Source organism: Actinomadura luteofluorescens, from assembly GCF_013409365.1.
In the GTDB taxonomy this organism is placed as follows: Bacteria; Actinomycetota; Actinomycetes; order Streptosporangiales; family Streptosporangiaceae; genus Spirillospora; species Spirillospora luteofluorescens.
This window is the reverse complement of sequence record NZ_JACCBA010000001.1, coordinates 5,069,582-5,094,523: the sequence shown is the minus strand read 5'-3', so window position 1 is coordinate 5,094,523 and position 24,942 is coordinate 5,069,582. Positions and strand designations below refer to the sequence as shown.

25 protein-coding genes and 2 pseudogenes are annotated in these 24,942 nt (G+C 71.0%); 15 read left to right on the top strand and 12 right to left on the bottom strand.

Annotation, left to right across the window (positions count from 1 at the left end):
• Positions 1-65: 65 nt before the first annotated feature.
• From BJY14_RS23700 to BJY14_RS47325, 4 genes and pseudogenes are all read left to right on the top strand, one after another.
• Positions 66-3,260 carry a type 2 lanthipeptide synthetase LanM family protein gene (locus BJY14_RS23700; protein ID WP_179845636.1) on the top strand — a complete coding sequence of 1,065 codons (3,195 nt, stop codon included), beginning with the start codon at positions 66-68 and terminating at the stop codon, positions 3,258-3,260.
• Positions 3,261-3,275: 15 nt separating this feature from the next.
• A pseudogene (locus BJY14_RS45495) lies at positions 3,276-3,359 on the top strand (hypothetical protein); the annotation flags it as partial.
• Positions 3,360-3,477: 118 nt separating this feature from the next.
• Entirely contained in the window at positions 3,478-4,185 is a 708-nt protein-coding gene (locus BJY14_RS23695) for a Nif11-like leader peptide family natural product precursor (RefSeq protein WP_246397877.1), read from the top strand.
• Positions 4,182-6,020, top strand: a complete 1,839-nt coding sequence (locus BJY14_RS47325; protein ID WP_312879796.1) for an ATP-binding cassette domain-containing protein — start codon at positions 4,182-4,184, stop codon at positions 6,018-6,020. The genes BJY14_RS23695 and BJY14_RS47325 overlap by 4 nt, the downstream gene beginning before the upstream one ends.
• Positions 6,021-6,118: 98 nt before the next feature.
• Here the strand turns inward: BJY14_RS47325 and BJY14_RS23680 are convergent, their stop codons facing one another.
• Complete coding sequence (locus tag BJY14_RS23680; RefSeq protein WP_179849579.1) at positions 6,119-6,403, bottom strand: MerR family transcriptional regulator; 285 nt, start codon at positions 6,401-6,403, stop codon at positions 6,119-6,121.
• A 727-nt stretch (positions 6,404-7,130) separates the two neighbouring features.
• Positions 7,131-7,418: a hypothetical protein gene (locus BJY14_RS23675; protein WP_179845635.1), complete on the bottom strand. Its 288-nt coding sequence runs from the start codon at positions 7,416-7,418 to the stop codon at positions 7,131-7,133.
• A gap of 391 nt (positions 7,419-7,809) precedes the next feature.
• On the opposite strand from BJY14_RS23675, the gene BJY14_RS23670 reads away from it, so the two are divergent.
• Together BJY14_RS23670 and BJY14_RS23665 are read left to right on the top strand one after the other, a co-directional pair.
• The gene (locus BJY14_RS23670; protein WP_179845634.1) at positions 7,810-8,181 is read left to right on the top strand and encodes an STAS domain-containing protein; all 372 of its coding nucleotides are present in this window, start codon (positions 7,810-7,812) and stop codon (positions 8,179-8,181) included.
• 44 nt (positions 8,182-8,225) lie between these two features.
• On the top strand, positions 8,226-8,819 hold the full coding sequence (locus tag BJY14_RS23665; RefSeq protein ID WP_179845633.1) for a GAF domain-containing protein: 594 nt from the start codon (positions 8,226-8,228) through the stop codon (positions 8,817-8,819).
• Between the two features lie 126 nt (positions 8,820-8,945).
• Here the strand turns inward: BJY14_RS23665 and BJY14_RS23660 are convergent, their stop codons facing one another.
• Positions 8,946-9,173, bottom strand: a complete 228-nt coding sequence (locus BJY14_RS23660) for a hypothetical protein (RefSeq protein WP_179837973.1) — start codon at positions 9,171-9,173, stop codon at positions 8,946-8,948.
• Positions 9,174-9,438: 265 nt separating this feature from the next.
• On the opposite strand from BJY14_RS23660, the gene BJY14_RS23655 reads away from it, so the two are divergent.
• Both BJY14_RS23655 and BJY14_RS23650 read left to right on the top strand, forming a co-directional pair.
• Positions 9,439-9,642 carry a cold-shock protein gene (locus BJY14_RS23655; RefSeq protein ID WP_067460243.1) on the top strand — a complete coding sequence of 68 codons (204 nt, stop codon included), beginning with the start codon at positions 9,439-9,441 and terminating at the stop codon, positions 9,640-9,642.
• A gap of 221 nt (positions 9,643-9,863) precedes the next feature.
• Positions 9,864-11,291 carry a DEAD/DEAH box helicase gene (locus tag BJY14_RS23650; protein WP_179845632.1) on the top strand — a complete coding sequence of 476 codons (1,428 nt, stop codon included), beginning with the start codon at positions 9,864-9,866 and terminating at the stop codon, positions 11,289-11,291.
• 18 nt (positions 11,292-11,309) lie between these two features.
• Here the strand turns inward: BJY14_RS23650 and BJY14_RS23645 are convergent, their stop codons facing one another.
• Positions 11,310-12,275: a hypothetical protein gene (locus BJY14_RS23645; protein ID WP_179845631.1), complete on the bottom strand. Its 966-nt coding sequence runs from the start codon at positions 12,273-12,275 to the stop codon at positions 11,310-11,312.
• A 43-nt stretch (positions 12,276-12,318) separates the two neighbouring features.
• The gene (locus BJY14_RS23640; RefSeq protein WP_179845630.1) at positions 12,319-13,407 is read right to left on the bottom strand and encodes a hypothetical protein; all 1,089 of its coding nucleotides are present in this window, start codon (positions 13,405-13,407) and stop codon (positions 12,319-12,321) included.
• A 345-nt stretch (positions 13,408-13,752) separates the two neighbouring features.
• Here BJY14_RS23640 and BJY14_RS23635 point away from each other — a divergent pair, with 345 nt between their 5' ends.
• Genes BJY14_RS23635 through BJY14_RS23625 form a run of 3 tightly spaced genes read left to right on the top strand, consistent with a single transcriptional unit; the run spans position 13,753 to position 17,605 of the window.
• Complete coding sequence (locus BJY14_RS23635; RefSeq protein WP_179845629.1) at positions 13,753-14,487, top strand: NUDIX hydrolase; 735 nt, start codon at positions 13,753-13,755, stop codon at positions 14,485-14,487.
• Positions 14,484-15,632, top strand: coding sequence for a 5'-methylthioadenosine/S-adenosylhomocysteine nucleosidase (locus tag BJY14_RS23630; RefSeq protein ID WP_179845628.1), 1,149 nt, complete (start codon positions 14,484-14,486; stop codon positions 15,630-15,632). The genes BJY14_RS23635 and BJY14_RS23630 overlap by 4 nt, the downstream gene beginning before the upstream one ends.
• Positions 15,629-17,605, top strand: a complete 1,977-nt coding sequence (locus BJY14_RS23625) for a hypothetical protein (protein ID WP_179845627.1) — start codon at positions 15,629-15,631, stop codon at positions 17,603-17,605. Before BJY14_RS23630 ends, BJY14_RS23625 begins: the two co-directional genes overlap by 4 nt.
• A gap of 117 nt (positions 17,606-17,722) precedes the next feature.
• On the opposite strand, the gene BJY14_RS23620 is transcribed toward BJY14_RS23625, so the two are convergent.
• Positions 17,723-18,118: a RidA family protein gene (locus BJY14_RS23620; protein ID WP_179845626.1), complete on the bottom strand. Its 396-nt coding sequence runs from the start codon at positions 18,116-18,118 to the stop codon at positions 17,723-17,725.
• Between the two features lie 131 nt (positions 18,119-18,249).
• Between BJY14_RS23620 and BJY14_RS23615 the strand changes: the two genes are divergently transcribed.
• Together BJY14_RS23615 and BJY14_RS23610 are read left to right on the top strand one after the other, a co-directional pair.
• Positions 18,250-19,221 (top strand): helix-turn-helix transcriptional regulator, encoded by a 972-nt coding sequence (locus BJY14_RS23615; RefSeq protein ID WP_179845625.1) that lies wholly within the window; start codon positions 18,250-18,252, stop codon positions 19,219-19,221.
• Between the two features lie 80 nt (positions 19,222-19,301).
• A complete protein-coding gene (locus BJY14_RS23610) occupies positions 19,302-19,841 on the top strand; it encodes a hypothetical protein (RefSeq protein ID WP_218905569.1) in 540 nt (179 codons plus the stop codon).
• 19 nt (positions 19,842-19,860) lie between these two features.
• On the opposite strand, the gene BJY14_RS23605 is transcribed toward BJY14_RS23610, so the two are convergent.
• From BJY14_RS23605 to BJY14_RS47320, 5 genes and pseudogenes are all read right to left on the bottom strand, one after another.
• Positions 19,861-20,589: a hypothetical protein gene (locus BJY14_RS23605; RefSeq protein WP_179845623.1), complete on the bottom strand. Its 729-nt coding sequence runs from the start codon at positions 20,587-20,589 to the stop codon at positions 19,861-19,863.
• A gap of 135 nt (positions 20,590-20,724) precedes the next feature.
• Positions 20,725-20,925 (bottom strand): DUF397 domain-containing protein, encoded by a 201-nt coding sequence (locus BJY14_RS23600; protein ID WP_179845622.1) that lies wholly within the window; start codon positions 20,923-20,925, stop codon positions 20,725-20,727.
• Entirely contained in the window at positions 20,922-21,245 is a 324-nt protein-coding gene (locus tag BJY14_RS46680; RefSeq protein WP_281382127.1) for a Scr1 family TA system antitoxin-like transcriptional regulator, read from the bottom strand. The genes BJY14_RS23600 and BJY14_RS46680 overlap by 4 nt, the downstream gene beginning before the upstream one ends.
• Positions 21,148-21,624, bottom strand: a complete 477-nt coding sequence (locus BJY14_RS46675) for a Scr1 family TA system antitoxin-like transcriptional regulator (RefSeq protein WP_512771183.1) — start codon at positions 21,622-21,624, stop codon at positions 21,148-21,150. The genes BJY14_RS46680 and BJY14_RS46675 overlap by 98 nt, the downstream gene beginning before the upstream one ends.
• Before the next feature lie 27 nt (positions 21,625-21,651).
• Positions 21,652-21,807: pseudogene (locus tag BJY14_RS47320) on the bottom strand (helix-turn-helix domain-containing protein); the annotation flags it as partial.
• A 595-nt stretch (positions 21,808-22,402) separates the two neighbouring features.
• Here BJY14_RS47320 and BJY14_RS23590 point away from each other — a divergent pair.
• Both BJY14_RS23590 and BJY14_RS23585 read left to right on the top strand, forming a co-directional pair.
• A complete protein-coding gene (locus tag BJY14_RS23590) occupies positions 22,403-22,654 on the top strand; it encodes a hypothetical protein (protein WP_179845621.1) in 252 nt (83 codons plus the stop codon).
• A gap of 104 nt (positions 22,655-22,758) precedes the next feature.
• A complete protein-coding gene (locus BJY14_RS23585; RefSeq protein WP_218905568.1) occupies positions 22,759-24,066 on the top strand; it encodes an aspartyl protease family protein in 1,308 nt (435 codons plus the stop codon).
• 24 nt (positions 24,067-24,090) lie between these two features.
• Here the strand turns inward: BJY14_RS23585 and BJY14_RS23580 are convergent, their stop codons facing one another.
• Complete coding sequence (locus tag BJY14_RS23580) at positions 24,091-24,933, bottom strand: oxidoreductase (RefSeq protein WP_179845619.1); 843 nt, start codon at positions 24,931-24,933, stop codon at positions 24,091-24,093.
• Positions 24,934-24,942: the final 9 nt, after the last annotated feature.

The following is a 24,942-nucleotide window of genomic DNA, read 5'->3' as shown; positions in this document are numbered from 1 at the left end:
CATCGGCCCATCACCCCCGTCCTTCCCCTAGGCGAGACCGTCCCACAGGCGAGGAGCCCGCCCGAGTGAAGCCGACCTTCCCCGTGGACCTCGCGGCCCGGGCCGCGAACCTGTCCGAGCGGATCCAGATCGTGTCCGCCCTCGGTCCGCCGTCCGGCGCGGACCCGCTGGAGGCCTTCGACGCCTGGAGGATCGACCGGCTGGCCGGCAGGCTGGCCGCCAAGTTCGGCGCGGAGACCAGCCCGCGGCCGGAGCGCCACACGGAGGAGTCGCTGCGCGAGATCCTGCGGGCCTATCGCGCGCACGAGCTCGGCCTCACCGACCCCGAAGGCCGGCTGGGCCGGATGCTGACCGACCTCCACCGGGGCTGGCTGCCGGTCTACCGGGAGACGCTGGACGGGTTCGACCCCGGCGGCGAGGCGTTCGCCGCGGCGGACTGGCGCGCGGACGACGTCTACCACGGCCGGCTCGCCACCGCCTGCGAGCCCTTCCTGGTAGAGCTCGGCCGCCGGCTGACCAGGGAGATCGACGGCGGCGGGGCCGCGGTGCGGGTCGACCCCCGGCTGGTGGCCGACTTCCAGGCCTACCTGCTCGACCGGTTCGAGCTGGCGCTGGCCTGGGCGGTGGAGACCGACGCGAAGGTGCACTGCCGGCTGCACGGCATCGACCCGGCGAGCGCCACCCGCGACGACTACCTCGCCTACCTCGACAAGACGTTCGCCGACGCCGCCGCCTACCACCGCTTCTACCTGGAGTTCCCCCTGCTGGGCCGCTGGCTCGCCCAGACGACCGGGCAGCTCGCCGAGCACGGCGCCCAGATGATCGGCAGGATCCGCGACGGCGCCGCCGAACTGTCCGGGGCGCTCTTCGGGCGGCCCCTCGTGGCCGTGCGCACCGCGCGGCTCGGCCGTTCCGACCACCACGCCGGGGGCCGCAGCGTCGCGATCGTCGAGGTCGAGCTCGCGGACGGCGCACGGGAGTCCGTCGTCTACAAGCCCCGCGGCCTCGAGGGCGAGGCCGGGTTCCAGGGGCTGCTGGCGCGGCTGCGCGACGACGGCGTCCTCGGCTTCGCCGGACGGGCCGTGCTGCCGAAGGACGGCTACGGCTTCGAGGCGCTGATCCCGCCGGGGCGCAACCGGGTCGCCACCCGCGAGGACGCCGAGCGCGTCTACGCCGAACTCGGCGGGTACCTGGCGATCTTCTACGTGCTGGGCGGCGGCGACCTGCACTTCGAGAACGTCCTCGTCGCGGACGGCCACGCCTACATCTGCGACTGCGAGACCGTGCTCGGGGCCCTGCCCAAGGGCTGGCCGCGCCCGTCGGGGACGCTGATGGACTCGGTCTTCAGGACCGGCCTGATCGAGTGGCCGAGGAGCGGCGCGGCGCCCGAGGGCGAGATGCGGATCAGCGGGTACACCGGCGGCGGCGGTTACGAGATGCCGATGCCGGTGCCGCAGGTCGACCGCCTGCAGTCCTTCGCGTCGTCCGTCAGCTACCGCGAAGGGGTGCGCGTCGACCCGGGGGCCTCCAACCGGATCTTCATCGGCGAGGAGCTCACGCACGCCGAGGAGTTCGTCGACGCGATCGGGTCCGGTTTCGACCGGGTCTACGAGTGGTTCCGGAAGCGGCCCGACGAGGCGATCGCCTGCGTCCGCGACCTGTTCTCCGGCTCGGGCGTGCGCTTCGTCAACTGGAGCACCCAGGTCTACTCGCAGCTGCTCGCGGCCGCCCTGCACCCCCGGTGCCTGCTGGAGCCGCTGGAGGCCGACCTGCTGATCGAGACGGTGCGCACCTTCCCCCGCAAGTGGGACCAGGACGCGGCCCTGCCCGACTGGGAGGTCGCGTCGATGTGGCGCCGGGACGTCCCGCTGTTCAGCGTCGAGGCAAGCGGCACCGGCCTCGTCCACGACCACGCGTCCGCGGTCGGGGCGGATCTGGAGACGAGCCCGCTCGACCACGCCGCGTCCCGGATCAGGGGCCTGTCCGCGCGGAACCGCGCCCAGCAGCGCCAGTACATCGCCGCCGGGCTGTCCGGCGGCGACGTCACGAGCGCCGACTTCGCCGAGACGTGCGTCGAGCGGGCGGCCGCGCTCGGGGAGCAGCTCTGCGCGATGCTCCGCGAACCGGACGCGCCCGCCCCCTGGACGTCCTTCGTGATCACCCCCGACGGGCGGGACGAGGTCGACATCGAGGGCGACCTCTACAACGGTTCGGGTGGCATCGCCCTGTTCCTGGCCTACCTCGACGCCCTCGACCCGCGTCCCGAGTTCCGCGCGGCGGCGCGGCGGGCGCTGGACCACGCCGTCGCCACCTGGGAGCGGCAGCGCATCGGGGCCTTCACCGGGCTCGGCGGCATGGTCTACGTACTCACACACCTGTACCGCCTGTGGGGCGAGCGCGCCCTGCTCGACCACGCCCTGGAGCTGAGCGACGAGCTGGCCGGACGCGTCGACGGCGACCGCCACCTGGACGTCTTCCACGGCGCGGCCGGCCTCATCCCGGTGATGATCGGCCTGGCCGGCGTCGCGGACGGGCGGGGCCTGGAGCAGGCGCACCGCTGCGCCGCGCATCTGCTGCGCCGCGCGGAGGCCGAGGGCGACGCCCTGTCCTGGCCCGGCTCCGACCTCGGCGCCGCCGGGGCGAACCTGACCGGGCTGTCCCACGGCGCCGGCGGCGTCGGATGGGCGCTGATCACGCTGGGCCGTCTCACCGACCGGGCCGACTACGTCTCGGCGGGGCGGCGGGCCTTCGCCTACGAGTCCCTCCACTTCGACCAGAGCGCGCAGGACTGGTACGACCTGCGCGAGTTCCCCGGCGGGATGCTCTGGGAGGGACGCCACTACGCCAACGCCTGGTGCAACGGCGCGGCGGGCATCGGGCTGAGCCGCATCCAGAGCTGGGCGGCGCTCGGCAAGGACGACGACGCGGTGCTGACCGAGGCGAGGAGCGCGCTCACGGCGACGATGCGCAACTTCCCGCGCCTGATGAACGACTCCCTGTGCCACGGCCGGTCCGGCAACGCCGAGCTGTTCCTGCGGTTCGCGCTGCTGGCGGACGAGCCCGCGTTCCGTCTGGAGGCCAACGTCCAGGTGCAGGCGCAGTGGCGCAACCTGGAGGACGCCCCGCCCGCGTCCGCCACGGGGTTCTTCCCTGGGCTGATGCTCGGCATGTCCGGGTTCGGCATGCACTTCCTGCGGCTGGCCCATCCGGAGCGGGTCCCCTCGGCGCTCCTCCTGGACCCTCCGCCCGCGTCGATCTGAGGAGTGATCTCACCCATGTCCGTCGAATCCTGCACGGCCTTCCTGCGGTTCGCCCTCCGCGACACCGGGATCAGGCAGCAGATGAAGGCCATGACCGCGGTCGCGGAGATGGTCCGCCTCGGCCAGACGCACGGCTACCTGTTCGACGCCCGCGACCTCGCGGCGGCGTCGTCGTCGCCGGACTTCTCCGGGGGCCGCGCCCAAGACGGCGTCCGGAGTGACGGCGTCCGGCCCGGAGTCCGCGGCGCCCGCCGCGGCCGAACCGACCGCGTTCTACCACTACGAGTACGCCATGGAAGACCTGCCCGGGTTCGCCGCCGTCCTCGCCGAACTGCCGGCGCTGAAGATCAAACCGTCCACGGTCGACCTCGCCGAGTTCGACGAGGAGTTCCGCGCGGACGACCTGCGCTCCACGTCGCTGGCCCCGGACGGCGCCGAGTACCAGCGGTGGCGCGCGGCGCTGGACACCTCGCGACGGCGCGACTTCCACCTCGTCAACCTGGACTCCCACACCGGCCACGAAGACTACGAGGCCTACTACGCGGCCAAGATCCGGCTGGTCGGCGCGCTGGAGAAGGTCTTCGGCGGCGACGTCCGGCTGTCGGGCAACCTGTGGTACCCGCCGTCCAGCTACCGGCTGTGGCACACCAACGAGGACCAGCCGGGCTGGCGCATGTACCTGATCGACTTCGACGGGGAGTTCCCCGACGCCGAGCACACCTCGTTCTTCCGGTACCAGCACCCGGAGACCGGCGAACTGGTCACCCTGCGGGAACGTCCCCGGCTGGCGCGGTTCTTCAAGGTGGAGCAGGACCCGGACCGGCTGTTCTGGCACTGCATCGTCAACCCGACGCCGCGGCACCGGTGGAGCTTCGGCTGCCACGTGCCCGACACCTGGCTCGACGCCATCGCGGGCCGGTCGTGACGGCCCGTCCCGCCACCGCCGCACCCGGCGCCGTCGCGCCCGCCGCGGCGACGCCCGCGATCAGGGCGGTCGGGCTGCGCAAGCGGTACCCCGGCGTCGAGGCGGTGGCCGGGCTCGACCTGACGATCCCGCCCGGTGAGAGCTTCGGATTCCTCGGGCCGAACGGGGCGGGCAAGACGACCACGATCGCGATGCTGTGCACGCTGGCGCTGCCCACGTCCGGCCGGATCGAGATCGCCGGCCACGACACGCGCACCGACGCCGCCGCGGCGCGCCGCCGCATCGGGCTGATCTTCCAGGAGTCCACCCTGGACGTCCAGCTGACCGCGGCCGAGAACCTGAGGTTCCACGCCGACCTGTACAACGTCCCGCCCGGCCAGGTGGAGGCGCGCATCGGGGAGACGCTCGCGCTGGTGGGGCTGACCGCCTGCCGCGACCACGTCGTGCACACCTTCTCCGGCGGCATGCGCCGCCGCCTGGAGATCGCCCGCGCGCTGCTGCACCGCCCGCAGATCCTCTTCCTGGACGAGCCGACGATCGGGCTGGACCCGAACGCCCGCGCCCAGGTCTGGCGCCACCTGCGGCACGTGTGCGAGACCGAGTCCGTCACCCTCTTCCTCACCACCCACCACCTCGAAGAGGCCGAGCAGTGCGACCGCATCGCGATCATCGACGCGGGCCGGATCGTCGCGCAGGGCAGCCCCGCCGAGCTGAAGTCGGTGCTCGGCGCCGACCGGGTGGAGCTGCGCACCGGCGACGACGCGGCCGCGGCGCCGCTGATCGCCGAGCGCCTCGGCCTGGACGTGACCCGCGACGGCCGCGGGCTGCGCTTCCAGGTCCCCGACGGGGCGCGGGTGCTGCCGCTCCTGCTCACCGAGCTCGGCGTCCCCGTGTACGAGGCACGGGTCACCCCGCCCAGCCTGGACGACGTCTTCCTGCACCACACCGGGCACCGGATCCGCGACGAGGCCGCACCGGAACCGTCCGCCGCCCCGGTGCGGGTGCCGTCGGCGTCCGAGCCGGGCCGCGGCGGGTTCCGGGCCGAGCTGCGCGCCATGGGGATGGTGTGGCGGCGCGAGATGCTCCACTTCCGGCGCGACCGCGTCGGGGCCGCCATCTCCCTGGTGCAGCCGCTGATCTTCCTGTTCGTCCTCGGCATCGGCCTGTCGAACCTGATGCCCGGCCCGAACGGCGACGCCTACCAGCTCTTCCTCTTCTCGGGCGCGCTGGTGACGGCCGCGCAGGGGCCCGCGCTCGCCACCGGCACCTCCATCATGTGGGACCGGCAGGGCGGCTTCCTGCGCGAGATGCTCGCCGGGCCCGTCAGCCGCGCGTCTCTGCTGATCGGCAAGTGCCTGGGCGGTACCACGGTGGCCAGCTGCCAGGCCGCCGTCCTCCTCGCCACCGCCGCCCCGGTCGGCGTCCCGCTCGACGGCGTCCTGATCGCCCTCCTGCTGGGCGAACTGGTGCTGGTCTCGCTGGGCATGACCGTCCTGAGCGTCCTGCTGTCCACCGTCCTGCGCCGGCCGCAGACCTTCGGCACCGTACTGACCGTGATCATGGCGCCGATGGTGTTCCTGTCCGGCGCGTTCTTCCCGCTGAGCGCGATGCCCGTCTGGATGAAGAGCCTGGCGCTGGCGAACCCGCTCACCTACGCCGTCGACGTGCTGCGCCGCACCATCGCGGCCTACCTGCCGGGCGCCCCGCACCACCTGTTCCGACCGCTGGCCCTGGGCTCCTGGAACCCGCCGCTCCCCCTCGAATGCGCCCTGATGGCCGCCCTGACGATCGCGGCCCTGCTCTGCGCCGCCCGCCGCTTCACCCGCCTCCCCTGACGCCCCCGTCCGGAGTTCCACCGGGGCCGGTCGCGAGCGCCCCGGTGGAATGACGAGCCGTGCCGATCTAGGGGAGGTCGTGCCTGAGGAGCCCGCCGCTACTCCGGCGGGCGCGGCGTCTCGCCCGCCGAACGGTCCTGGCGCAGGCGGGCGTTGAGGAGCTGGGCCTCGGCGAGCTGGTCTTCCAGGATGATGATGCGGCAGGCCGCCTCCAGCGCGGTGCCCTCGTCGACCAGATCGCGGGCGCGCTGCGCCAGGCGCAGCTGGTAGCGGGAGTAGCGCCGATGCCCGCCGGACGAGCGTTGCGGGACGATCAGTCGGGCGGTGTCAAGGCTGCGCAGGAACGCCGGGGTCACGCCCAGCATCTCGGCGGCGCGGCCCATGCTGTAGGCCGGGTAGTCCTCGTCGTCGAACTTGTCTTCCAGAGCGGCCGCGTCGTCTTCCGCGCCCGTCTCTGGTCGCTGCGGGTCGGGCTGGTCGCCGGTCTCAGCCGCGTGGGGTGCTCTCACAGAACCTTCCGTAATGCCGTGGGATCGGCAGGCACCGACGGCAAGGGGCCCCGACGCCAGACTGCGGCGCCGGGGCCCAGAGGTACAACACCATCTACCGGCCCTGATGAGCCGGTCTTCCGCGTAGGCCGCCCTTTCGGGAGCGGGGACGCGGGGATCGCGAATGCGTGACCGTAGACCACCGTCCAATCCGGGGAACTGCGGTACCCGCGCGGCGTGACTGGAGCCTGCTGCGGGCGATCCCGATGGCGCCGATCTCTCCTTTCCTCGACATCACTACCTGTACTACCTGTACTGCGTGTACTGCGTGTTCTGGTACTGCGTTGTGTTCGGGTACTGCGTTCCTGCTGTTCTCCACTGCTTCCGGCGGCTCGTCCGCCACCGGGCCGACCGGCTGCCGAGGCCCCTTCCACTGCGCTGGCCCCGGCACGCCCGGCCGACGTCATCCATACGTTCCGGCAGTTCGTCATCTGCCGCTTCTCATGGACCCGTCTCTCTTCGATGGAAGGAACACTACCCGGCCCCGGGTCGAAAATCTACTCCGATCACTACAGAGTTTCGTAGATCACAACCCTGGCTTCTCTTCAGCGGCCGGGAAGGCCTAGAGGTCCTCGCTCGTCCAGTGCCACGCGCCGTTCTCGTGCCGGGCGCGGATCAGCCGCGTCCCGCCGACGTCCGCGAGCTCGGCGATCAGCCTGATCAACCGCCGGTGGAAGTCGGCGGGCGGGCGGGCGCCGCCCGGCGAACCCTCCAGGAGCGTCACGCTGACCTTCGCCTCGTCGCGGAGCTGCACGGTCAGCCGGCCCGTCCTGTCCATGCGGAGGATCACGATCGCGTCGGCACGGATCAGGTCGTCACCGTCGGCGGCGGAGATCCACACTTCGCTCATGTGCGTCCCCTGCCCGGATCGAGGGCCCCGTACGCTTCGCGCTCGCCCGGGTGCCCGGGCGCGGTCCGCCGGCATCGCCGCTGATCAGCGAGCCGCCGTCCGCCCGCGGGGGGACCTGGCCGCCGAGCCCGGCGGGTGCGGGGCGGAGGGCGTAGACTCTCGGTGTGCTAGGGGTTCTCGATGCGGGCGGCCAAGCCGGCGTCCCCCTGGTTCCGACGATCGGTCTCACTGAGGCCAGACAGGCCGGCGCGCATGACGCCGCTCCACCGTCCCTCTCGAACACGGACGCCCGTTCCCGGCGCCGGACGCCCCGGCCGCCGTGGCCGCGGTGCGGCGCCCGCGGGTCTCTGAGCGGTACCGGCCACTCTCACACTCCTGATCGGAGCCCCAGATGGATACCGCAGGCACCGCCTCCCCCGAGGCCGGGCTGCGCCGCGAAGCCTTCGCGGAACACACCGTCATCACCATCACCGGCGATCTCGACATCGCCTCCGCGCCGTCCCTGCGGGAACCGCTGGAGACCGCACTGCGGGACGCGGGCCCCCTCGTGGTCGTCGACCTGTCCGGGGTGACGTTCTGCGACGCGTCCGGGCTGGCCCTGCTCACCGGCGCCCGCCGCCTCACCGAGCCGGAGGGCGTCGCCCTCGTCCTCGCCGCTCCGCGCCCGCACATGGCCAGGCTCCTGCGGGTCAGCGGCCTGTCCCGGGTCTTCGCCGTCCGCACCACCGTCGATGCCGCCCGCGTCCGATCGGCCGCGGCCTGAGCGCGCGGCCCGTCCCCGGCGGAGAGGGAGGACGGGATGACGGCATGACGGGCGACCCGGGATCGATCGGGTGGGGAGCCGCCGGAGCCGCGCCGAGCGAGGCGGACCGGCGGCGCTTCAAGGCCACGTTCGACCTGATGAGCGCGGTGGTCCTGGACGGGACCGGGGTACCGGGCATGCTGGCCCTCGTGGCGGCGCGCGCCCGGGAACTGGCGCGCGTCCCGCTGGCGTTCGTCGCCCTGCCCGGCGAGGACGGCAACACGCTGCGGGTCGAGGTCGCCGACGGCCCCGGCGGCGACCGGATCCGCGGGCTGACGGTGCGGCGGGGCAGGTCGATGCTCGGCCGCGCGTACACGTCCCGCCGGGCCGTGTCAGCGCGGATCGCCGCCGATCAGACGCTCACCGGCCTTCCCGCTGGTCCCATCCTGATCCTGCCGCTGGAGACGGGGGAGGCCACCCGGGGAGTGCTCGCCGTCCTCGGACGGGTCGGCGCGGAGCCGTTCAGCCCGGCGACCGCGCGCCAGATGCTGCTGTTCTCCGACATGGCCGCCCGGGTGATCGAGGTGGCCGGGGCGCACCTCCCGAGCGCCCCGCCGGGAGTCGCCGAGCCCACCCTCCGACCGCAGTCGTCGGGCTGAGTCCGACGCGGCGGCGGCGCCGTTGCCGCCCGGGAGAACGGCCTGCGCGGGCCTGTCGGGCCCGGCCGGCGGCGCTCGCCCGCCCCGTCTGTGCGGGCCGTGCCGTGCCGGGTCCCCGGCGGTTTCTCAGAGCCTGAAAAGCTTCGTGAACGGTGACAGGATCTTCACTTTCCGTGTCCCGAAGTCGACCAGGACGGCGTTGCCCGGCTCGACCTCCAGGACGCGCCCGAGCCCGTACTTGTCGTGCGTGACCTGGTCGTCGAGCGTGAACTCCTTGGCCGGCGGAGCGGCGGGCGGGGGTTTGAAGGGGCTGGTGGGCAGGTGTCGCCGTCGGGCGGGGCCGGTGGGTTTCATTACCTCATTATGCGCGTACCGGGCGGTTCGGCGAAGCATTCTCGCCCGACCTGCTGGTAAATTATCGCGGCGACCGCCCACCTGATCGGGCCGGTGGATCCTGTGATACCGTTGACGGCAGTTGCGGTTCCCATAGACATGTGCGTGCGCCTGTTGGATCTGACCTCAGGCGCACTTTTGTTTTTTCTGGATCTTCCGGATGGGCCATCGCGGCGTCCGTCCGCGCACGGTGTGCGGACGGGACCCACCCCTGAAGGAGACGATCATGGCCACCGGCACCGTCAAGTGGTTCAACGCGGAAAAGGGCTTCGGCTTCATCGAGCAGGACGGCGGCGGCGCCGACGTCTTCGCCCACTACTCCAACATCGCGGCCCAGGGCTTCCGTGAGCTCCAGGAGGGCCAGAAGGTGTCGTTCGACGTCACCCAGGGCCAGAAGGGCCTGCAGGCGGAGAACATCGTCCCCGCCTGATCATCGCGGCGCCGGCGGTGCGCGGTCCTGAGGGCCGCGCACCGCTCTGCCGTTTCGGCGCCTGATCCGCGCCCTGAGCTCTACCGGTCCGCGGCGGAACCCCCCGCTGGGCCGCTCCCGGTTCGTTCTTGAGAATTCTCCACTCGGCCTGCCGCCGAGCCCGCGGTCCCGCTTGACGGAGCACTTCCCTGACACGCACCGCTCCCAAGGAAGGCTTCACCATGCCCCGCGCCCCTCGTTCGAGCGCCCGAGGCTCCCGGTCTCGCCCCGCCCGCCGTCCGGCGGACGGACGCCGAGGCTCGGCAGGCCCCGCCGCTCCCGCCGCTCCCGCTGCCGAGGCCACGCCTCCGGCCGCCCCCGTGGCGTCGTTCGCCGAACTTCCGCTGCCGGCCCCGCTCCAGGAGGCGCTGGTCCGCCAGGGCGTGACCGCGCCGTTCCCCATCCAGGCCGCCGCCCTCCCGAACGCCCTCGCGGGCCGGGACGTCCTCGGCCGCGGACGCACCGGGTCGGGCAAGACCCTCACGTTCGGTCTGGCGCTGCTCGCCCGTACCGCGGGCCACCGCGCCCGGCCCCGCCGTCCTCTCGTTCTGGTCCTGGTGCCCACCCGGGAGCTCGCCCAGCAGGTCACCGGCGCGCTCGAACCGTACGCGGACGCCGTGGGCCTGCGGATGACCACCGTGGTCGGCGGCCTGGGGATCGCCCGCCAGGCGAACGCGCTGGCCCAGGGCGCCGACGTCCTCATCGCCACGCCCGGGCGGCTCGCCGACCTGATCGAGCGCGGCGACTGCCGGCTCGACGACGTGCGGACCACGGTGCTGGACGAGGCCGACCAGATGACCGACCTGGGCTTCCTGCCGCAGGTCACCCGGCTCATGGAGCAGACGCCGCCGGACGGGCAGCGGATGCTGTTCTCGGCGACGCTCGACGGGGGCGTCGACCGGCTCGTCCGCCGGTTCCTCAGCGACCCGGTCACCCACTCGGTCGACCCGCCGGCCGGGGCGGTCACCGCCATGGAGCACCACCTGCTGCACGTCAGCGACGAGGACAAGCACGAGACGACCGTGCACATCGCGGCCCGCGAGAGCCGCGTCATCATGTTCGTCGGCAAGAAGCACCAGGCCGACCGCCTCGTCCGCAAGCTGACCGCCCGCGGGATCAGTGCCGCGGCGATGCACGGCGGCAAGACGCAGTCGCAGCGCAACCGCGCGCTGAACGGCTTCCACAGCAAGGACGTCACGGTGCTGGTCGCCACGAACGTCGCCGCCCGCGGCATCCACATCGACGACCTCGATCTCGTCGTCAACGTCGATCCGCCCGCCGACCACAAGGACTACCTCCACCGCGGCGGACGCACCGCCCGCGCCGGCAACGCCGGGACCGTGGTCACCCTCGTCCTGCCGGAGCAGCGCCGCGAGGTCGACGACATGATGTCCAAGGCGGGCATCACCCCCCGTACCGTCCGGGTGCGGCCCGGCGACGCCGACCTGGCCCGCATCACCGGCGCCCGCCCGCCGGCCCGCGCGGCCGCCGCCCCGAACCCGGCCCCGGCCCGCAAGCCGCGTCCCGCCGCCACCCGCTCCCAGCGCGGGACCTCCCACGCCGCCCCCTCGCGCAGGCCGCGGCGGCGGACGTCCTCCTCCAACACCTGACCTCGGGCTTCGCCCGGCTCAAGCCGGGGCGTCCTCGACGCCCAGGTAACCGCCCGTGTAGTCGATCATCTTCCGGACGTGCGCGGCGACGCGGTGAGGACATCCCTCGCCGCCGTCCACGCCCGCCGCGACAGTACGCGCGAGGGACGGCACGTCGCGGAGGCTGATCCCCGGATGCGCCTCCGGGTGCGGGCACGGCCGGTCGAGGACCGAGAGATCGAACGTCAGCAGGGCCTCGCGGTAGAGGGTGACCACGCCGGGGGCGGCGGAACCCCAGGCGCAGTGCTGTGCCAGGTGGCTCACGGCCAGTGCCAGCGACGTCCGCTCTGCGGGACGCGCGTCGCCGAGCAGCCGGCGTGCCGCCCACAGCGCCGCCGATTGGGCCGTGGGGTCGAGCCTGCTGCCCCTCTGCCGCTCGACGTCGGTCATCAACGCGTCGATGTCGGTATGGCCGTCCGCCGTCAGGAAGCGCTCGTCCAGGTGCGCGGTGTCCGGGGCGTTGAAGCGCTCCGCCCGCGCGTCCTTGAGGACCTGTTCCGCCTCGGCGGCCAGCCCCGCGACGAAACCGGGACAGGCGTACGCCTCGATGTCCTCGTCGTCCGGGCGGCGGGCGAGCCACCCCTCCGGATCCCCGATGCGAGCTACGACGTCGCCCGCTTCTTCGGGGTCCTCGTCGACCTGCGGGTCCTCGTGCGCACCGGGCGCCGTGCAGCCCGCGGCCTCCAGCACCGTCGCGGCATGTCCGGCCGCTTCGATCAGGTCGTCGATGAGCGCGGGGTCGGTGACCCGCCACCTGGCGTACCAGCGGCTCGCCCAGAGCGCGGCCGTCATCGCCCGCCCGCGCCGCGACTCCGGGTCGGACTTCACCTCGGAGGCGATCCAACCGAGCAACGCGAAAGGATCGCCGTAGGGATAGCCATGGACCATGTTGGCGAGCTCGCGGGCCAGATCCGCGTAGTCGACGGCTCCGTCTTCAGAGATCATCGCCCAAGCAAACCAGCCCCGGGCGAGCGCGAACGACCAGGCGTCAGGACTTGCGCCAGACGGTGCCCACCTGAGTACCGGCCCAGATGATGCCGGTGTGGGGGACACGGGTCATCGAGTACGCGGTCACCCCGAGAGGCGGCGTCGCCTGTATCCAGGACGTGCCGTCGAAGTGCAGCAGGCGCGCGGGATCGTACGGACTGGACGCCCAGACACCGCCCCGTCCATCGGCTGCGATCGAGCCGAGGAACCCCATCACGGACTTCGGCCGCACCTCCCCGGCCGGGTCAGACGGGCTCGGAAGACGATGCGCGGTGAACGCGGAGCCGTCCCAGTGGTGCAGCGTCGGCGGCGGGAACAGGGGACTCTGTTCGAGGGCGTAGAACCAGACGTCGTCCGGAGCGACGTACTCGATCTGCAGGATCCAGTGGGCCCACTCCGACCCCCACGGGGTGCGCTTCCAGGCCGCGCCGTCGAAGTGCCACAGCGGTGTCGGGCCGATCTGCGACTCGCCGTATCCCCCGGCCCAGACGTCCGAGGCGCTACCGGCGGCGATGGCGTTGAGCCCTGAGGGCTGCGGAAGGGTGAGTGCGTTCTTCCACTGGCCGTGCCGCCGCACCGACACTGTCGTGGCGTCCCCGCTGATCCCGGTCGCCCACAGGCCGCCGGTCCGATCGACCTCGATGGCCTGGAGCAGCTCGCCCTCGGGGCCCGCCACCGCCGTCCAGCGGTGCCCGTTCCAGTGCAGCAGGTCGGTGCGCTCCTGGGCGTTCCGTCCTGCGGCGAGGGCCCACACATCCGCGGCGTGACGTGCGCGGACGTCGTTGACGACGACCAACCCCTCAGGCATCGCGACGCGCGTCCAGCCGCGCGGAGTCCGCTGCAGCATGACGGCACGCGAGTCCGGCTGATAGGCGTTCTCCGTGCCCCCGGCGAAGACGTGCCACGGGTCCGGCGCGGCGATACCGAGCAGATGGCTCCGCCCCGCCAACGGCGGCACAGGCACGTCGACCCACTCCCCCGACGGCGGCTCGGCGGCGTGCGCGCCCCCGCCCGGCGACCCGGCGAGAGCGGCCCCGACCAGCGCGGCACCCCCCAGCCCGAAGGCGCGACGCGACAGCGGAGGATTCATCGAGCTTCGATCCACAGCACCTCCCAGAACGACGACCATTCAATGCCAGTATCTGCTGGCAAGATCAGAGTTTCCACCCCTGACCTCAAACGGCCACCGCAGCCCACCGCACCCACGAGCCCGCGTGTCCACTGCTCCACCTACAGGGGCCGAGTCCTCGCCCAGCCAGGCCCGCCGCCCGCCCCCTCGCCCCCTCGCCCCCCGCCCCGAACACGGAACCCTGATTGCACGGGCATCGGACCCCGTCTGGCGGGACCAGAGCTATCCGACCAGTAACGCGGAAGTGACCAGAACGCCAACGCCTCCGCTCTTTTTGTCAGAGAGACAAAAAGCTATCCTCGCTGCGTGACCGAGGACCGCTGGACCCCGCCCGCCGTCATGCTCGCCGTCGATCTAGTGATCTTGACGTTGCGCGAGTCGAGCCTGAAGGTGCTGCTCATCGAGCGCGGTGTCGAGCCTTACGAGGGCGCGTGGGCGCTTCCCGGCGGGTTCCTGCGGGACGCCGAGGAGGACCTCACCGCGGCGGCCCGCCGCGAGCTGGAGGAGGAGGCGGCGATGGACGCCGCGACGCTGCACCTCGAGCACCTGGGGGTCTACGGCGCTCCGGGGCGCGACCCGCGCGGCCGCGTGGTGTCCGTCGCCTATCTGGCGATCGCGCCGGGGCTCCCGGAACCGACCGCGGGCACGGACGCGGCCGGCGCCCGGTGGCAGCCGGCCGATCAGGTCCTCTCCGGGGAACTGGAGCTCGCCTTCGACCACCGGCGGATCGTCGAGGACGGTGTCGAGAACGCCCGCGCCAAGCTCGAGCACTCCGCCCTCGCGACGGCGTTCTGCGCTCCGGTCTTCACCATCACCGATCTCCAGCGGGTCTATGAGGCGGTGTGGGGGGTCTCCCTCGATCCGCGCAATTTCTACCGGAAGGTTCAGAGGACCAGCGGGTTCATCGTCGCGGCTGGGCCGGAGCGAAAGGTGACGTCCGGGAGACCGGCACGGCTGTTCAAGGCGGGTCCGCGCAAAGTCCTGTACCCGCCGATGATCCGGCCCAGCGAACCATCGAACACGAAAGGACCGGAGGAATGAACGACAAACCGATCGTCGTCCTTACCGCGCTCGACGTCGAGTACGAGGCCGTCCGCGAGAAGCTGGACACTCCACGAGTCCACCGCCATCCGCAGGGCACACGGTTCGAGCTGGGGCGGCTCGCGGGCGGCAAATGCCGGATCGCGTTAGGGCTCGTCGGCAAGGGCAACCAGTCCGCGGCGGTGCTGACCGAACGCGCCATCACCGAGTTCTCCCCCGTCGCGCTGATCTTCGTCGGCGTGGCGGGTGCCCTGCACACCCATATCCCCCTGGGGGATCTGGTGGTCGCCACCCACGTGTACGCGTTCCACGGTGGGACGAGCGAGGACGACGGCTTCAAGAGCCGGCCCCGCGTGTGGGAGGCGTCGCACGGCGCCGACCAGCTCGCACGGCATGTCGCGCGCGACCGTGCATGGGCGGACGATGGCCGCACCGGCAAGGTGCATTTCGGCCCGATCGCGGCAGGCGAGGTCGTCCTCGACTCCAAGGTCTCGGCGTACGCCCGCTGGATCAGGCAGCACTTCAACGACGCGCTCGCGATCGAGATGGAAGGGGCCGGCGTCGCTCAGGCCGCGCACCTGAACAGATCGCTGCCGGTGGTCGTGGTCCGGGGGATCAGCGATCGCGCCGACGGCACCAAGGAGACCACCGACCGCGAACAGTGGCAGGCCCGGGCGGTCGCCAACGCGGCGGCGTACACCGTGGCCCTGGCCGAGAACCTGGCCGGCGAGGAACGGGACCGCGCCCGGTCCGAGGCGAACGACCCGAAGGGGAGCACCGACATGCCCGGAACGACCCGCAACGTGGCCAAGGACAACGCACGGGTGGGCGTGCAGGCAGGTCAGGTGTACGGCGGTATCCACGTTTCCAGCGAGCGAACCGCACCGGCCGACCCGGCCGAAGCGATCGCCGGCCTGGCCGCCCGGCTCCAGCAGGCCCGGACGTCCGGCCAGCTGGACGAGGACACCTACCAGGCGGCCCAAGCGGAGCTCGCCGCCGCCAGCGAGACCTTGCTGACGACCGCGCCGCAGGACATGGGCGCCGTGACGCTGGCGCTGAAGAAGGTGCGCGGGCTCGTCGCGGACGTCGCGATCCTGGCCGCCGAGGTCGGGACGATCATCGCCCTGGTCCAGGGTCTGTCATGACCGGACCGCACGCCACCGCGACGAACTACGCTGCGGACAACGCCCAGATCGGCGTCCAGGCTGCGGTCGTGCACGGCGACGTCCATCACTACGCGCTTTCTGCAAACGCCTCGCCCGCGGAGCGGTTCGAGACCGGTGTCCGCCTGCTCGACGGCGGCATGTCAGACAGGGCGCGGCAGCTCATACGCGAAGCCGTCGTGGACGGCCACAGAGGTAACGAATCCTGCTTCTACCTACGGCTTGCCCTGGTCAGTGGCCGAACCCGGCACGAGATGCCTCCCGACGACGCCGAGATGTTGTGGAAGGCTCCGCGTCTGTGCCACGTCTCCGGTGGAGGCGCCTGGGCCGACGGGGTGAAGACCATCGGCCGTCTGCTGGAGGCCGCACGGCTGCCGGACGCGGACATGCGTCTCCTCCTCAAGGATCTCGACGGGCTCGCCGTTCCTCAGCGCCCGATGATCCTGCGACACATGGAGCTGTTCCTGGAAGGGCCACTCCAGGACGAGATGTGGAAACGTTCTCTGGAAAGCGCCGAACAGAACCAGAAGGCGAAGGACCGGACCGACCGCGTCTGGAAATTCTTCCAGCCGCGGCCCTTGGATCCACGGGTCCCTGATCCACAGCCTCCCAACACTCCCCGGAGTCTCTGGGTACAGGCGGTGGCCGCAACGGCAGTCCTGGCCGCGGCGGCGTGTCACATCGGCTACCTCTTGGCCCGGGACCTCCAGCTAGTCGCGGTGCTCGTGTATCTGCTGGGCGTCGGAGGCGGCTACCTCGCCGCGCGCGGTGGCCTGGAGTGGCGCTTCCGCGTCGAGCGGCGCCGAGCGAAGGACGCCGAATTCGCGCCGCCTCGCGCTCGCGCGGCCAGTCCACCTTCCGGCGGCTTCGCCAGCAGGGTCGACCAGCATTTCGACCGCTACTTCGCCAAGTACGTTCCGCGCGACACGAGCCGCTCAGCCTGGCTGGACGGTACGGCCGGCATTCGCCGGAGCATCCGGGACGAGATGGTCGGCGCCTACCGGGAGCAACGGGCAGGGGCCGAACGCATCGCCTGGCTTATCCGGTACCGGGTCAGCGATGTCAGGAAGCGGTGGGAGAACGACACGCTGTGGGACTACCGCCGGGAACTCGCGGTCCCCCTGTCCACGAAGGCCGTGACACTTCTCGGAAGTGCCACGTGCGTGATCGGAGCCTGTCAGGCGATGGTGGCGGCGGCACAGGTCGCTCCCCTCGGGGCGACGCGTTCTACGGCCATCGCGCTCGCGGCGGGATTCCTGACCGTCCGCGCCTGGCTGCGCATCGTCCTCGAACGCAGACGGCACGCCGCCGACAAGGCGGAGGTCGCGCAGGTGCGTGCCGCATGCGATGCGGCTTTCCTGCGCTGGAAGGAGAAGCTGGCCGACAAGCCCTCGGACCGGGAGATGGCCGCGTGGTTGGACTGCGACCGTAAAGTGCTGATGGATGAGGCGCTACGCCACTACAAACTCTCCATGAGCGACCTGATCGCCCATGCCTTCATCGAAGCGCCCGGCACCCCGACCCGACGCGCGAGACTGAAGCACGGTCCGTGGCGCTACACGCGCTATCGCCTGACGCTTTTCCTCCTCACATCTGACGGGATACGCCAGTTCAGGGCCGATCTCGACTTCGAGGAGGGCGCTTTCCGCGGCCATGAACGCACCAACTACCGCTACGAGTCGGTCGCAGCGGTGCTGGTGCGCCAAGCAGAGCGCGATGAACGCAAGTTCGAGCTCGCGCTCGTCAACGGAGAGCGGATCCGGGTCGACGTATTGACCTCCGGAACGGAAGAGCTGCTGGTGGACGAGACCCTGGGAGAGGTCTCGGAGGTGACCCTTGACTCCGCGGGTCTCGGTCACACCCTTCATGTCTTGGAGGGCGTCGCCGCCGAAGGCAAGCGGTGGATCACCCAGGAGCGCCGGCGAAAGGCCGACCGCGTGCGTCCGGGCGCATGAGAACCGGTCGGGATGGACGCTGCGTCCCGGAATTGTCGGTCCACGTCAGGGGAACACCGTGCAACGGCCGTCGCGTGCTGCTCGTGCTGGTGGGGCACGAGCAGCGGTGCGGTGGGGTCAGGCGACGGCGGTGCCTTCGAGTTCGATCATCAGGGTGGGGATGGCCAGGCGGGTGACGCCCAGCATTGTGGTGCTCGTGGCCACTTTGGCGGCGGCCAGGCGGGAGGCCAGGAGGCCGTAGTGCTGGAAGAGCAGGTCGACGTCGGTGGTGTAGACGTTGAGGCGGACGAGGTCCGCCAGGGACATCCCGGCTTCGGCGAGTACGGCCTCCAGGTTGTCGACGCTCAGCGCCAGCTGTGCCGCCATGTCGCCGGCATGCTGGGGCTCGCCGTCCGCGCTCATCGCGGTCTGGCCTGAGCAGTACAGGGTCCGGGTGTGTCCGGAGACGACCTCGCCCTGGTCGTAGCCCAGGTCCACCGACCACGTCCACGGGTTGACCGTCGTTCGTTCCATTGCCGCCTCAGCTCCGTTCGATTCGTCGACAGTGCGCACGTCGCCGGCTCGCAGCCGCTCTTCGACGTGGTGGTGAGAGCCTCCCAACGAATCACGACAACCTGTGTCGTGTATTTCGGTAGGTTCCTCGTGTGCGTGCCGACCGGTTGGTCTCGCTGGTGCTGTTGCTGCGCCAGCACGGTCGGCTGTCCGCGACCGCGCTGGCCCGCGAGCTGGAGGTGTCCACCCGGACCGTGCTGCGCGACGTCGAGGCGCTGTCGGCGGCGGGCGTCCCGGTCTACGCCGAGCGCGGCCGGCACGGCGGTTTCGCGTTGCTGCCCGGTTTCCGGACCGAGCTCACCGGGCTGAACCACGACGAGGCGCTCGCGCTGCTGGTCGCCGGATCGCGGCGCGGCGCGCAGGCGTTCGGTCTCGGCTCGGCGCTCGCTTCGGCCATGCTCAAGGTGGTCGACGCGCTGCCCGCGAGCTACCGGGACACCGCGGCCGACGCGGCCCGGCGGCTGCTCATCGATCCCGAGGCCGACCTTCTCGCGCGCCGGCAGGTCGTGGAGGAGGTCCCCGACGCGGTCGTGGCCGAGGTCCGGCGCGCGGTGTTCGCCGGGCACAAGCTGCGCATCCACTACGCGGCCGTGGACCAGACCCCGAAGTGGCGGACGGTGGACCCGGTCGGCCTCGTCACCGTTCGCGGCCAGGGCTACCTGCTGGCCACGAGGTCCGGCGCGGACCGCACGTACCGGCTGTCACGGATCCTGGCCGCGGAGGAGCTCGACGAACCCGCACAGCGGACGGAGCAGGTCGATCTGGACCGGGCCTGGCAGGAGCGCAGCACGCGGTTTCGGACCGGCGGCGACCAGGTCGCCGTCCTCCTGCGGGTGACCCCGGCGCGCCGGGAAGACCTGGTGGGCACCGCGCTGGCCGTCCTCTCCGAGGAGGACGACACGGACGGCCTGCTGCGGATGGAGGTGACCTTCCAAGATTCGAGGCACGCCGTGTGGGCGTTGTGGCAGCTCGCCACGAACGCGGAAGTCCTGGCCCCTCCGTGGTTGCGCAACTCGCTGCGCGACCGCGCCGCCGCGATCGCCGCCCGCTACGGCGGCTCGTGATGACGAACGCGGCCGCCGGAACCGGTATGTTCTCGCGAACGATCTCGCCTCTCTCCCCCAGCCGATCGGACGTCGCCCCGATGGACAGTGCCTTCTCGCCCGTGCCGGAACTGAACCTGCTCAGCGAACTGCAGGAGCGGCTCGGCGGAGAGTTCATCTCGGACGGGTTCGAGCTGACCGATTTCGGAGAGCCCCAGCACGACTCATGGTCGGACGCCGAGGAGTTCGTCGAGGCGTTCCTCCCCTTCGCGCAGGCCAACGGCTCAGGCTCGTTCTACGCCTTCTGGCGCGTGGACGACCGCGCGGACCTCGCCACCCTGCCGATCGCGGCGTTCGGTGACGAGGGAGGAATCCATCTCACCGCACGCCACCTCCGGGATCTGCTCTGCCAGCTCGCGAGCGACCGGCCGCTGTCGATCGACTGGGACGACGTCCACTTCGCGGAGTACGAGGGATACCACCGCAAACGTGAAGGCGCCCCCCAGGCGCACCAGTCCTACGTCGCATGGCTGAAGCAGCACTTCGGCCTGGCTCCGGTGAGCGACCCCAATGACCTGATCAAAGCGGCCCAGGACGAGTTCGGGGCGCGGTTCGAGACCTGGATCAGGCCCTTCATTTGAGCGGCGCTCTGCCGTGGCGTCATTGGTCCCTGCGCACGGGTTCCTCGGTCGGGACCGGTTTGAAGGAGAGGCTTCCGTCGGGTTGTTCGCCGTCTTCTGCGGACAAGACCACGCGGTAGGCGGCGACCCTGGTTTTGTAACCGAGGCGGTAGAGGTCGTAGCAGCGATAGGGCGTCGGTCCCGGAGCCACCACGGCCGCCTCTGGGATGTGGGCGTCGCAGCGGTACTCGTTATCGTCGCCACCGGACGGGTGGTAGCCCCACTGGCGGTGGACGCCTTCGCGGGTGAGCACGAGCTTCGTCGCGACGGCCGTGAGCCTGTACTGGTACTCGGTCCCGCTCGGGAAGTTCTGTCCGGGCTCGGACGTCAGCCGCTTCGACAGCACTGAGACGCTAGCGCGGAACTCGGCGGTCTTGCCTCTGTAGGACACCGTGCACGCAAAGATCTCGGGGCGCGTCCCGATTCGTTTCTTGTCGGTCTCGCAACGTGCCTTGGTCGGTGCGGCCACGCCCCCGGCCCTCACGGTCGCCTCCTCCATGTGATGCATGAGCTGGTCGAGGCGGGGGGCGCCGACGGGTGGGGCGGAGGTAAGTGGTTTCGGCACCGTGTAGCCGTCTGAAACCGGGACGCGAACACCAGGCTTCTTGCCGCCGTCACCGCAGCTCGCAACCATGCCCGCCGCCAGAACGATCGCGGCCGCGAACGTCCAGCACCGACGTTCCGAAGCCCGAGTAGCACCGAAGGTCATCGGACGATTACAGCATGGTGGACGTGCCCGCATCGCACGCTGAAGAAATCCGGCCGCCGCCCGACAATGCCGGGCTTCATGCGGGTGGAGAGGCGTCCCAGGTGGTGACCGGGACGCCTCTCGCGGGGAGCGTTGTCAGAGGTCCAGGTCGCCGGCCTTCACGCGAGCGAGAAGCCCGGTGAACGCGCTGCGGTCGAGGGCCAGGTGGCCACCCTCGGGGTTCTTACTGTCCCGGATACCGATGGCGATCGACGACTGGGCGACCTCCACACACTCCTGCTCGGAGTTGCTGCGACTGCTCTTGCGCCACTGGGCTCCTGCGAAGTCAGCGTTCATGGCTCGATCATCTCCCTTGCCGTCTGTCGGAACAACGCCGAACTCTCCTCCTGAGGCAGAGCGGCGTCCCATATGGCCGCGAAGCCCGCGGCGTAGCGGTCGATCTCGCGGGGTTTATCCAGGTACAGGGCTCCGGTGAAGCCTTGTACGTACACCGTTGGCGGTTCGTGGTTTCGTCCATCTGCTGCGGTTGGGAACCGCATGAGAATGAACGAGCCGCTGTCAAGCCCCTGATGCGCCCCCAGTGAGAAGGGCACGAGACGGATCGAGACGTTGGGGCGTTCGTTCAGTTCCGCCAGCCAGGCGAGCTGAGCTGCCATGACCGTCGTCCCGCCCACGGCCCCGGCGAATGACGGCTTCGTTCAGGACCGCGCGGAGGATGGTCGGTTCCGTGAAGCGTGTCACCAGCGTCTGTCGCTGGATTCTCAACTGCACTCGGCGGTCGATCTCCTCCTCTTGAAGACGAGAGTTGTTCTTGATGACCGCGCGGGCGTAGTCAGAAGTCTGGAAGAGGCCGGGTACCAGTTCCGGCGAATACAGTTCCAGGCTGCTGGCCGCCTCCTCCAGGCCGATGAAGAGATCGAAGCTCTCCGGGATCACGTCGCCGTAGGCGTGCCACCATCCCTTTCCCTTGGTCTCCTTGGCGAGGCCCATCAGGGCGATCTTCAGTTCCTCGGGTGCGCCGTACACGCGGCACATCGTCTCCACGTCGTGGGAACGCAGGGACGTTTGGCCGGTCTCGATCCTCCACATCTTTGCTTCGGACCATTCAAGCGCTTTCGCCGCGACTTGGACGGTTAAGCGGGCATTAGTCCGAAGTTCGCGGAGGTACCGGCCGAGTTGCCGCCGGGGGACGGTCGAACCCGTGGTTGCTTCCGACACTCAGATCACCTCCATCTCGCATCTCGGGGCCGCCTTTCACTCGGAATGAAAGCATCCCCTCGCCCGGTCCGCAACAGGTCTCTGACCTGCGAAAATTCCCGGCCGAGAATCGATCCGATTGCTTGCGGACGTTGCTTTCATGGTGCTCTACTCGGAGTCAGCACGGGAGTGAATCGCGAGAATCCGCGATCACGGCGAGCCGGACAGGGCGCCCGTTCCGCGCATCGCCACATCAAATGGATCAACTGTCCCCCGCACCAAAAAGAGGTCGATCATGAAAAGTAACCGACGATCCCCGGGCGGCCGCCGCCGGGCGCCCGGAGCGTGACGCCGTGGGAGCGCACGAGCGGACTTCCCGAGGACGCCGCCTTCCGCCGCCACTCCCCGAACTGAACCGGACGCGAGGGCCCGCGCTGGTGATCCCGCAACGCGAGCGGATCACCTTTCTCGTCCTTCTCGCGGACGTTCTCGCCCCGTGGACCGGGCCGGCGAACGACCTGGCCGGAGCGGCGCGCCAGATCAGGAACCAGATGGAAGTGGCGGCAGCGGCATGATCCCGTCAAATCCAAATGGGCCCGGCGAGGGCCCGACGGGCGTGGAGTTCACGACCACGCTCGGGAATCTGTTGCGAGGCCAGAAACTCGCGGTGGAGAGCGTTTCCGCGCTGCGACTGCGCGTGGCGAAGGAGCCGGAGGCCTGCGGCGTGGAGGTCGAGTGCCGCCGTCGCGCGAGTGACGGCGACCGCTGGTGGTTCGTCCAGGGCGGTTTCTGGATGTGCGAGGCCGACAGCCCCGTCAATGCCGTCGTCCTGTTAAAGGCGGCTCTCGGGGCCGACGCGGGCCTTTGACCGCACCCCGGGGCGCGGGGAGGCGCGCCCCGGGGTGTTTTCGATACGCCGACGATATGTGCCGGTTCGTAGCGTTCGAGGCGCATCTTCATCGCCGGAGAAGAATGGAGAAGGCCGTGGCCGACGACGGGAAATGGGATCGGCGTTCGCTGCTGCGGGGCGCCGCCGTGGTGGCCGGTGCAGCGGCGACCGCGCCGCTGCTGGGCGGGACGGGCGCGGCGCACGCCGACGACGCGGACGCGGACGCGCTGTTCAAGGCCGGAAAGTTCGAACAGGCCGGCCACGCATATGAGGAGATCCTGAGAAAGGATCCTTCGAACGTGCACGCGGCCCGGCAGCGCGGCCATGTGGCACTACTGGTGAACCAGTTCCCGGTCGCCGAGAAATATCTCCTAATGGCGTCCGAACTAGCGCCCGGCGACAAGGACGCCAACCAGCTCCTGGGCGACTGCTACATCCGGCAGGACAAACTCTCCCTGTCCGTGCCGTGCTGGCAAGCGGCCGGCAAGGACGTATTCGCCAAATGGTTCGGGGCGGTTCACGGCGAGCCGTACCAGGTCCACGGCGACACCGCGCGGCTGCCGTGGCAGCAGATGGACCCGTCACCGCAGGTCGAGGGGTCGCTCAACGGCGGACCGCCGAAGCGCTTCATGCTCTACACCGGCGCCCCGTGGCTGGGCCTGTCCGCGGACGTGGCCAGGGAGGCCGGGCTGACCGCCGTAACGAAGCAGCAGATCGACTACCTGGACGGCACCGCGTGGCAGTACTTCGGGGTGCTGGAGTCCTTCAAGCTGGGCGGCATCGAACTGCGCAACCTCCCCGTGGAGTGGACGGAGACGGACCAGGCCTCACCCGGGGGGCCCAGCGACGGGATCATCGGCACGTGGATCTTCTACCACCTGCTGACCACCTTCGACTACGCGGGCCGGTCGCTGATCCTGCGCCGCCCTACTTCCGAAACGGCCCGCAGGGCACGGCGCGACGCCGCTCGGGCGGGCGCCGGGCCGCTGCCGCTGTGGCTGGCCCATGAGCACGGGCTGTACAGCAGGGGCAGCATCGGCGGTTCCGGCACGCGAGTGGTGGGCCTGTCCATCGGCGGGACCAGCGAGAGCGCCGTGGCAATGCCCGAGGAGACGGCCAAGCAGCTGCGGATCCGCACCGACTACGACCGCCCGTTGGAGACTTTCGCGCACAGCCACCCGGTCGTCACCTACCCCTGCTATCCGGAGGAGATACGCCTCGGCGACGCCGTCGCCAGGGAGGTCTACTGCGTGGCGAACCCGACCAGCAGGCCCCCTCGCTCCGGGTTCGACTCGCTGGGCGCCTTCTTCCACCCGTTCTTCAAGCCCTACAACGTCACCCTCGACTTCACCGGCATGAACCTCTACATCGCCCGCGGCCCGGCCGCCTGATCGAGCAGGGCGGCCCGCCCGCGGCTAGCGGTCGTCCGGCGGGAAGTCGGTCGAGCCGGTCACCGCGGCCCACTGCTCGGCCTCGGCGGCGCGGGCCTCGCCGGACCTGCGGGCCAGGGCGAGGGCGTCGCTGCCGAGGATGAGGCGGCGGGGCGGTTCGCCGGCGCCGACCACGTCGACGATGGCCCTGGCGGCGCGGGCCGGGTCGCCCTGCTGGGTGCCGTCGTTGGCCTGCCGGTAGCCGTTGACGGCGCCGACCGTCTCCTCGTAGTCGGGGCCGACGGGGTGGAGTTCCATGGACGAGCCCTGCCAGTCGGTGCGGAACGCGCCCGGCTCGACGATGAGGACCTTCACGCCGAACGGCGCCACCTCGGCGGCGAGTACCTCGGAGAAGCCCTCGACGGCGAACTTCGCGGCCTGGTAGGCGCCCATTCCGGGGGTGCCGCCGACGCGTCCGCCGATGGAGGAGATCTGCACGAACATCCCGGAGCGCTGCGCGCGCAGGACGGGCAGCGCCGCCCGCGTCACGTTCACGACGCCGAAGAGGTTGGTCTCGATCTGGGCGCGGAAGTCGTCCTCGGCCATCTCCTCGATCGGGGCGCTGTTGGCGTAGCCCGCGTTGTTGACGACGACGTCGAGGCGGCCGAAGGCGCCGGTGGCCTCCTTCACCGCGCGGGCGGCCGCGGAGGGGTCGGTGACGTCGAGCGCGACCGCCCGGATCCGTTCGCCGTGCCGGGCCGCCAGGTCGTCCAGTTGCTCCGGGCGCCGCGCGGTGGCGACGACGCGGTCACCGCCGTTCAGGACGGCCTCGGTGAGGTGGCGTCCGAGTCCTCGCGACGCCCCGGTGATCAGCCATGTCCTGGCCATGGGTCGTTC

Excerpts from the sequence above, each read along its gene's own strand:
- BJY14_RS23680 (WP_179849579.1), bottom strand. The coding sequence starts at position 6,403 with ATGGGCCGCGCCGCCGAGATGCTGGGCGTGACCCCGGCGTTCCTGCGC.
- BJY14_RS23675 (WP_179845635.1), bottom strand. The coding sequence starts at position 7,418 with ATGAGCGAAGTGTGGATCTCCGCCGCCGACGGTGACGACCTGATCCGT.
- BJY14_RS23670 (WP_179845634.1), top strand. The coding sequence starts at position 7,810 with ATGGATACCGCAGGCACCGCCTCCCCCGAGGCCGGGCTGCGCCGCGAA.
- BJY14_RS23665 (WP_179845633.1), top strand. The coding sequence starts at position 8,226 with ATGACGGGCGACCCGGGATCGATCGGGTGGGGAGCCGCCGGAGCCGCG.
- BJY14_RS23660 (WP_179837973.1), bottom strand. The coding sequence starts at position 9,173 with ATGAAACCCACCGGCCCCGCCCGACGGCGACACCTGCCCACCAGCCCC.
- BJY14_RS23655 (WP_067460243.1), top strand. The coding sequence starts at position 9,439 with ATGGCCACCGGCACCGTCAAGTGGTTCAACGCGGAAAAGGGCTTCGGC.
- BJY14_RS23650 (WP_179845632.1), top strand. The coding sequence starts at position 9,864 with ATGCCCCGCGCCCCTCGTTCGAGCGCCCGAGGCTCCCGGTCTCGCCCC.
- BJY14_RS23645 (WP_179845631.1), bottom strand. The coding sequence starts at position 12,275 with ATGATCTCTGAAGACGGAGCCGTCGACTACGCGGATCTGGCCCGCGAG.
- BJY14_RS23640 (WP_179845630.1), bottom strand. The coding sequence starts at position 13,407 with ATGAATCCTCCGCTGTCGCGTCGCGCCTTCGGGCTGGGGGGTGCCGCG.
- BJY14_RS23630 (WP_179845628.1), top strand. The coding sequence starts at position 14,484 with ATGAACGACAAACCGATCGTCGTCCTTACCGCGCTCGACGTCGAGTAC.
- BJY14_RS23625 (WP_179845627.1), top strand. The coding sequence starts at position 15,629 with ATGACCGGACCGCACGCCACCGCGACGAACTACGCTGCGGACAACGCC.
- BJY14_RS23620 (WP_179845626.1), bottom strand. The coding sequence starts at position 18,118 with ATGGAACGAACGACGGTCAACCCGTGGACGTGGTCGGTGGACCTGGGC.
- BJY14_RS23610 (WP_218905569.1), top strand. The coding sequence starts at position 19,302 with ATGGACAGTGCCTTCTCGCCCGTGCCGGAACTGAACCTGCTCAGCGAA.
- BJY14_RS23605 (WP_179845623.1), bottom strand. The coding sequence starts at position 20,589 with ATGACCTTCGGTGCTACTCGGGCTTCGGAACGTCGGTGCTGGACGTTC.
- BJY14_RS23600 (WP_179845622.1), bottom strand. The coding sequence starts at position 20,925 with ATGAACGCTGACTTCGCAGGAGCCCAGTGGCGCAAGAGCAGTCGCAGC.
- BJY14_RS46680 (WP_281382127.1), bottom strand. The coding sequence starts at position 21,245 with ATGGCAGCTCAGCTCGCCTGGCTGGCGGAACTGAACGAACGCCCCAAC.
- BJY14_RS46675 (WP_512771183.1), bottom strand. The coding sequence starts at position 21,624 with ATGTGCCGCGTGTACGGCGCACCCGAGGAACTGAAGATCGCCCTGATG.
- BJY14_RS23585 (WP_218905568.1), top strand. The coding sequence starts at position 22,759 with ATGGAGAAGGCCGTGGCCGACGACGGGAAATGGGATCGGCGTTCGCTG.
- BJY14_RS23580 (WP_179845619.1), bottom strand. The coding sequence starts at position 24,933 with ATGGCCAGGACATGGCTGATCACCGGGGCGTCGCGAGGACTCGGACGC.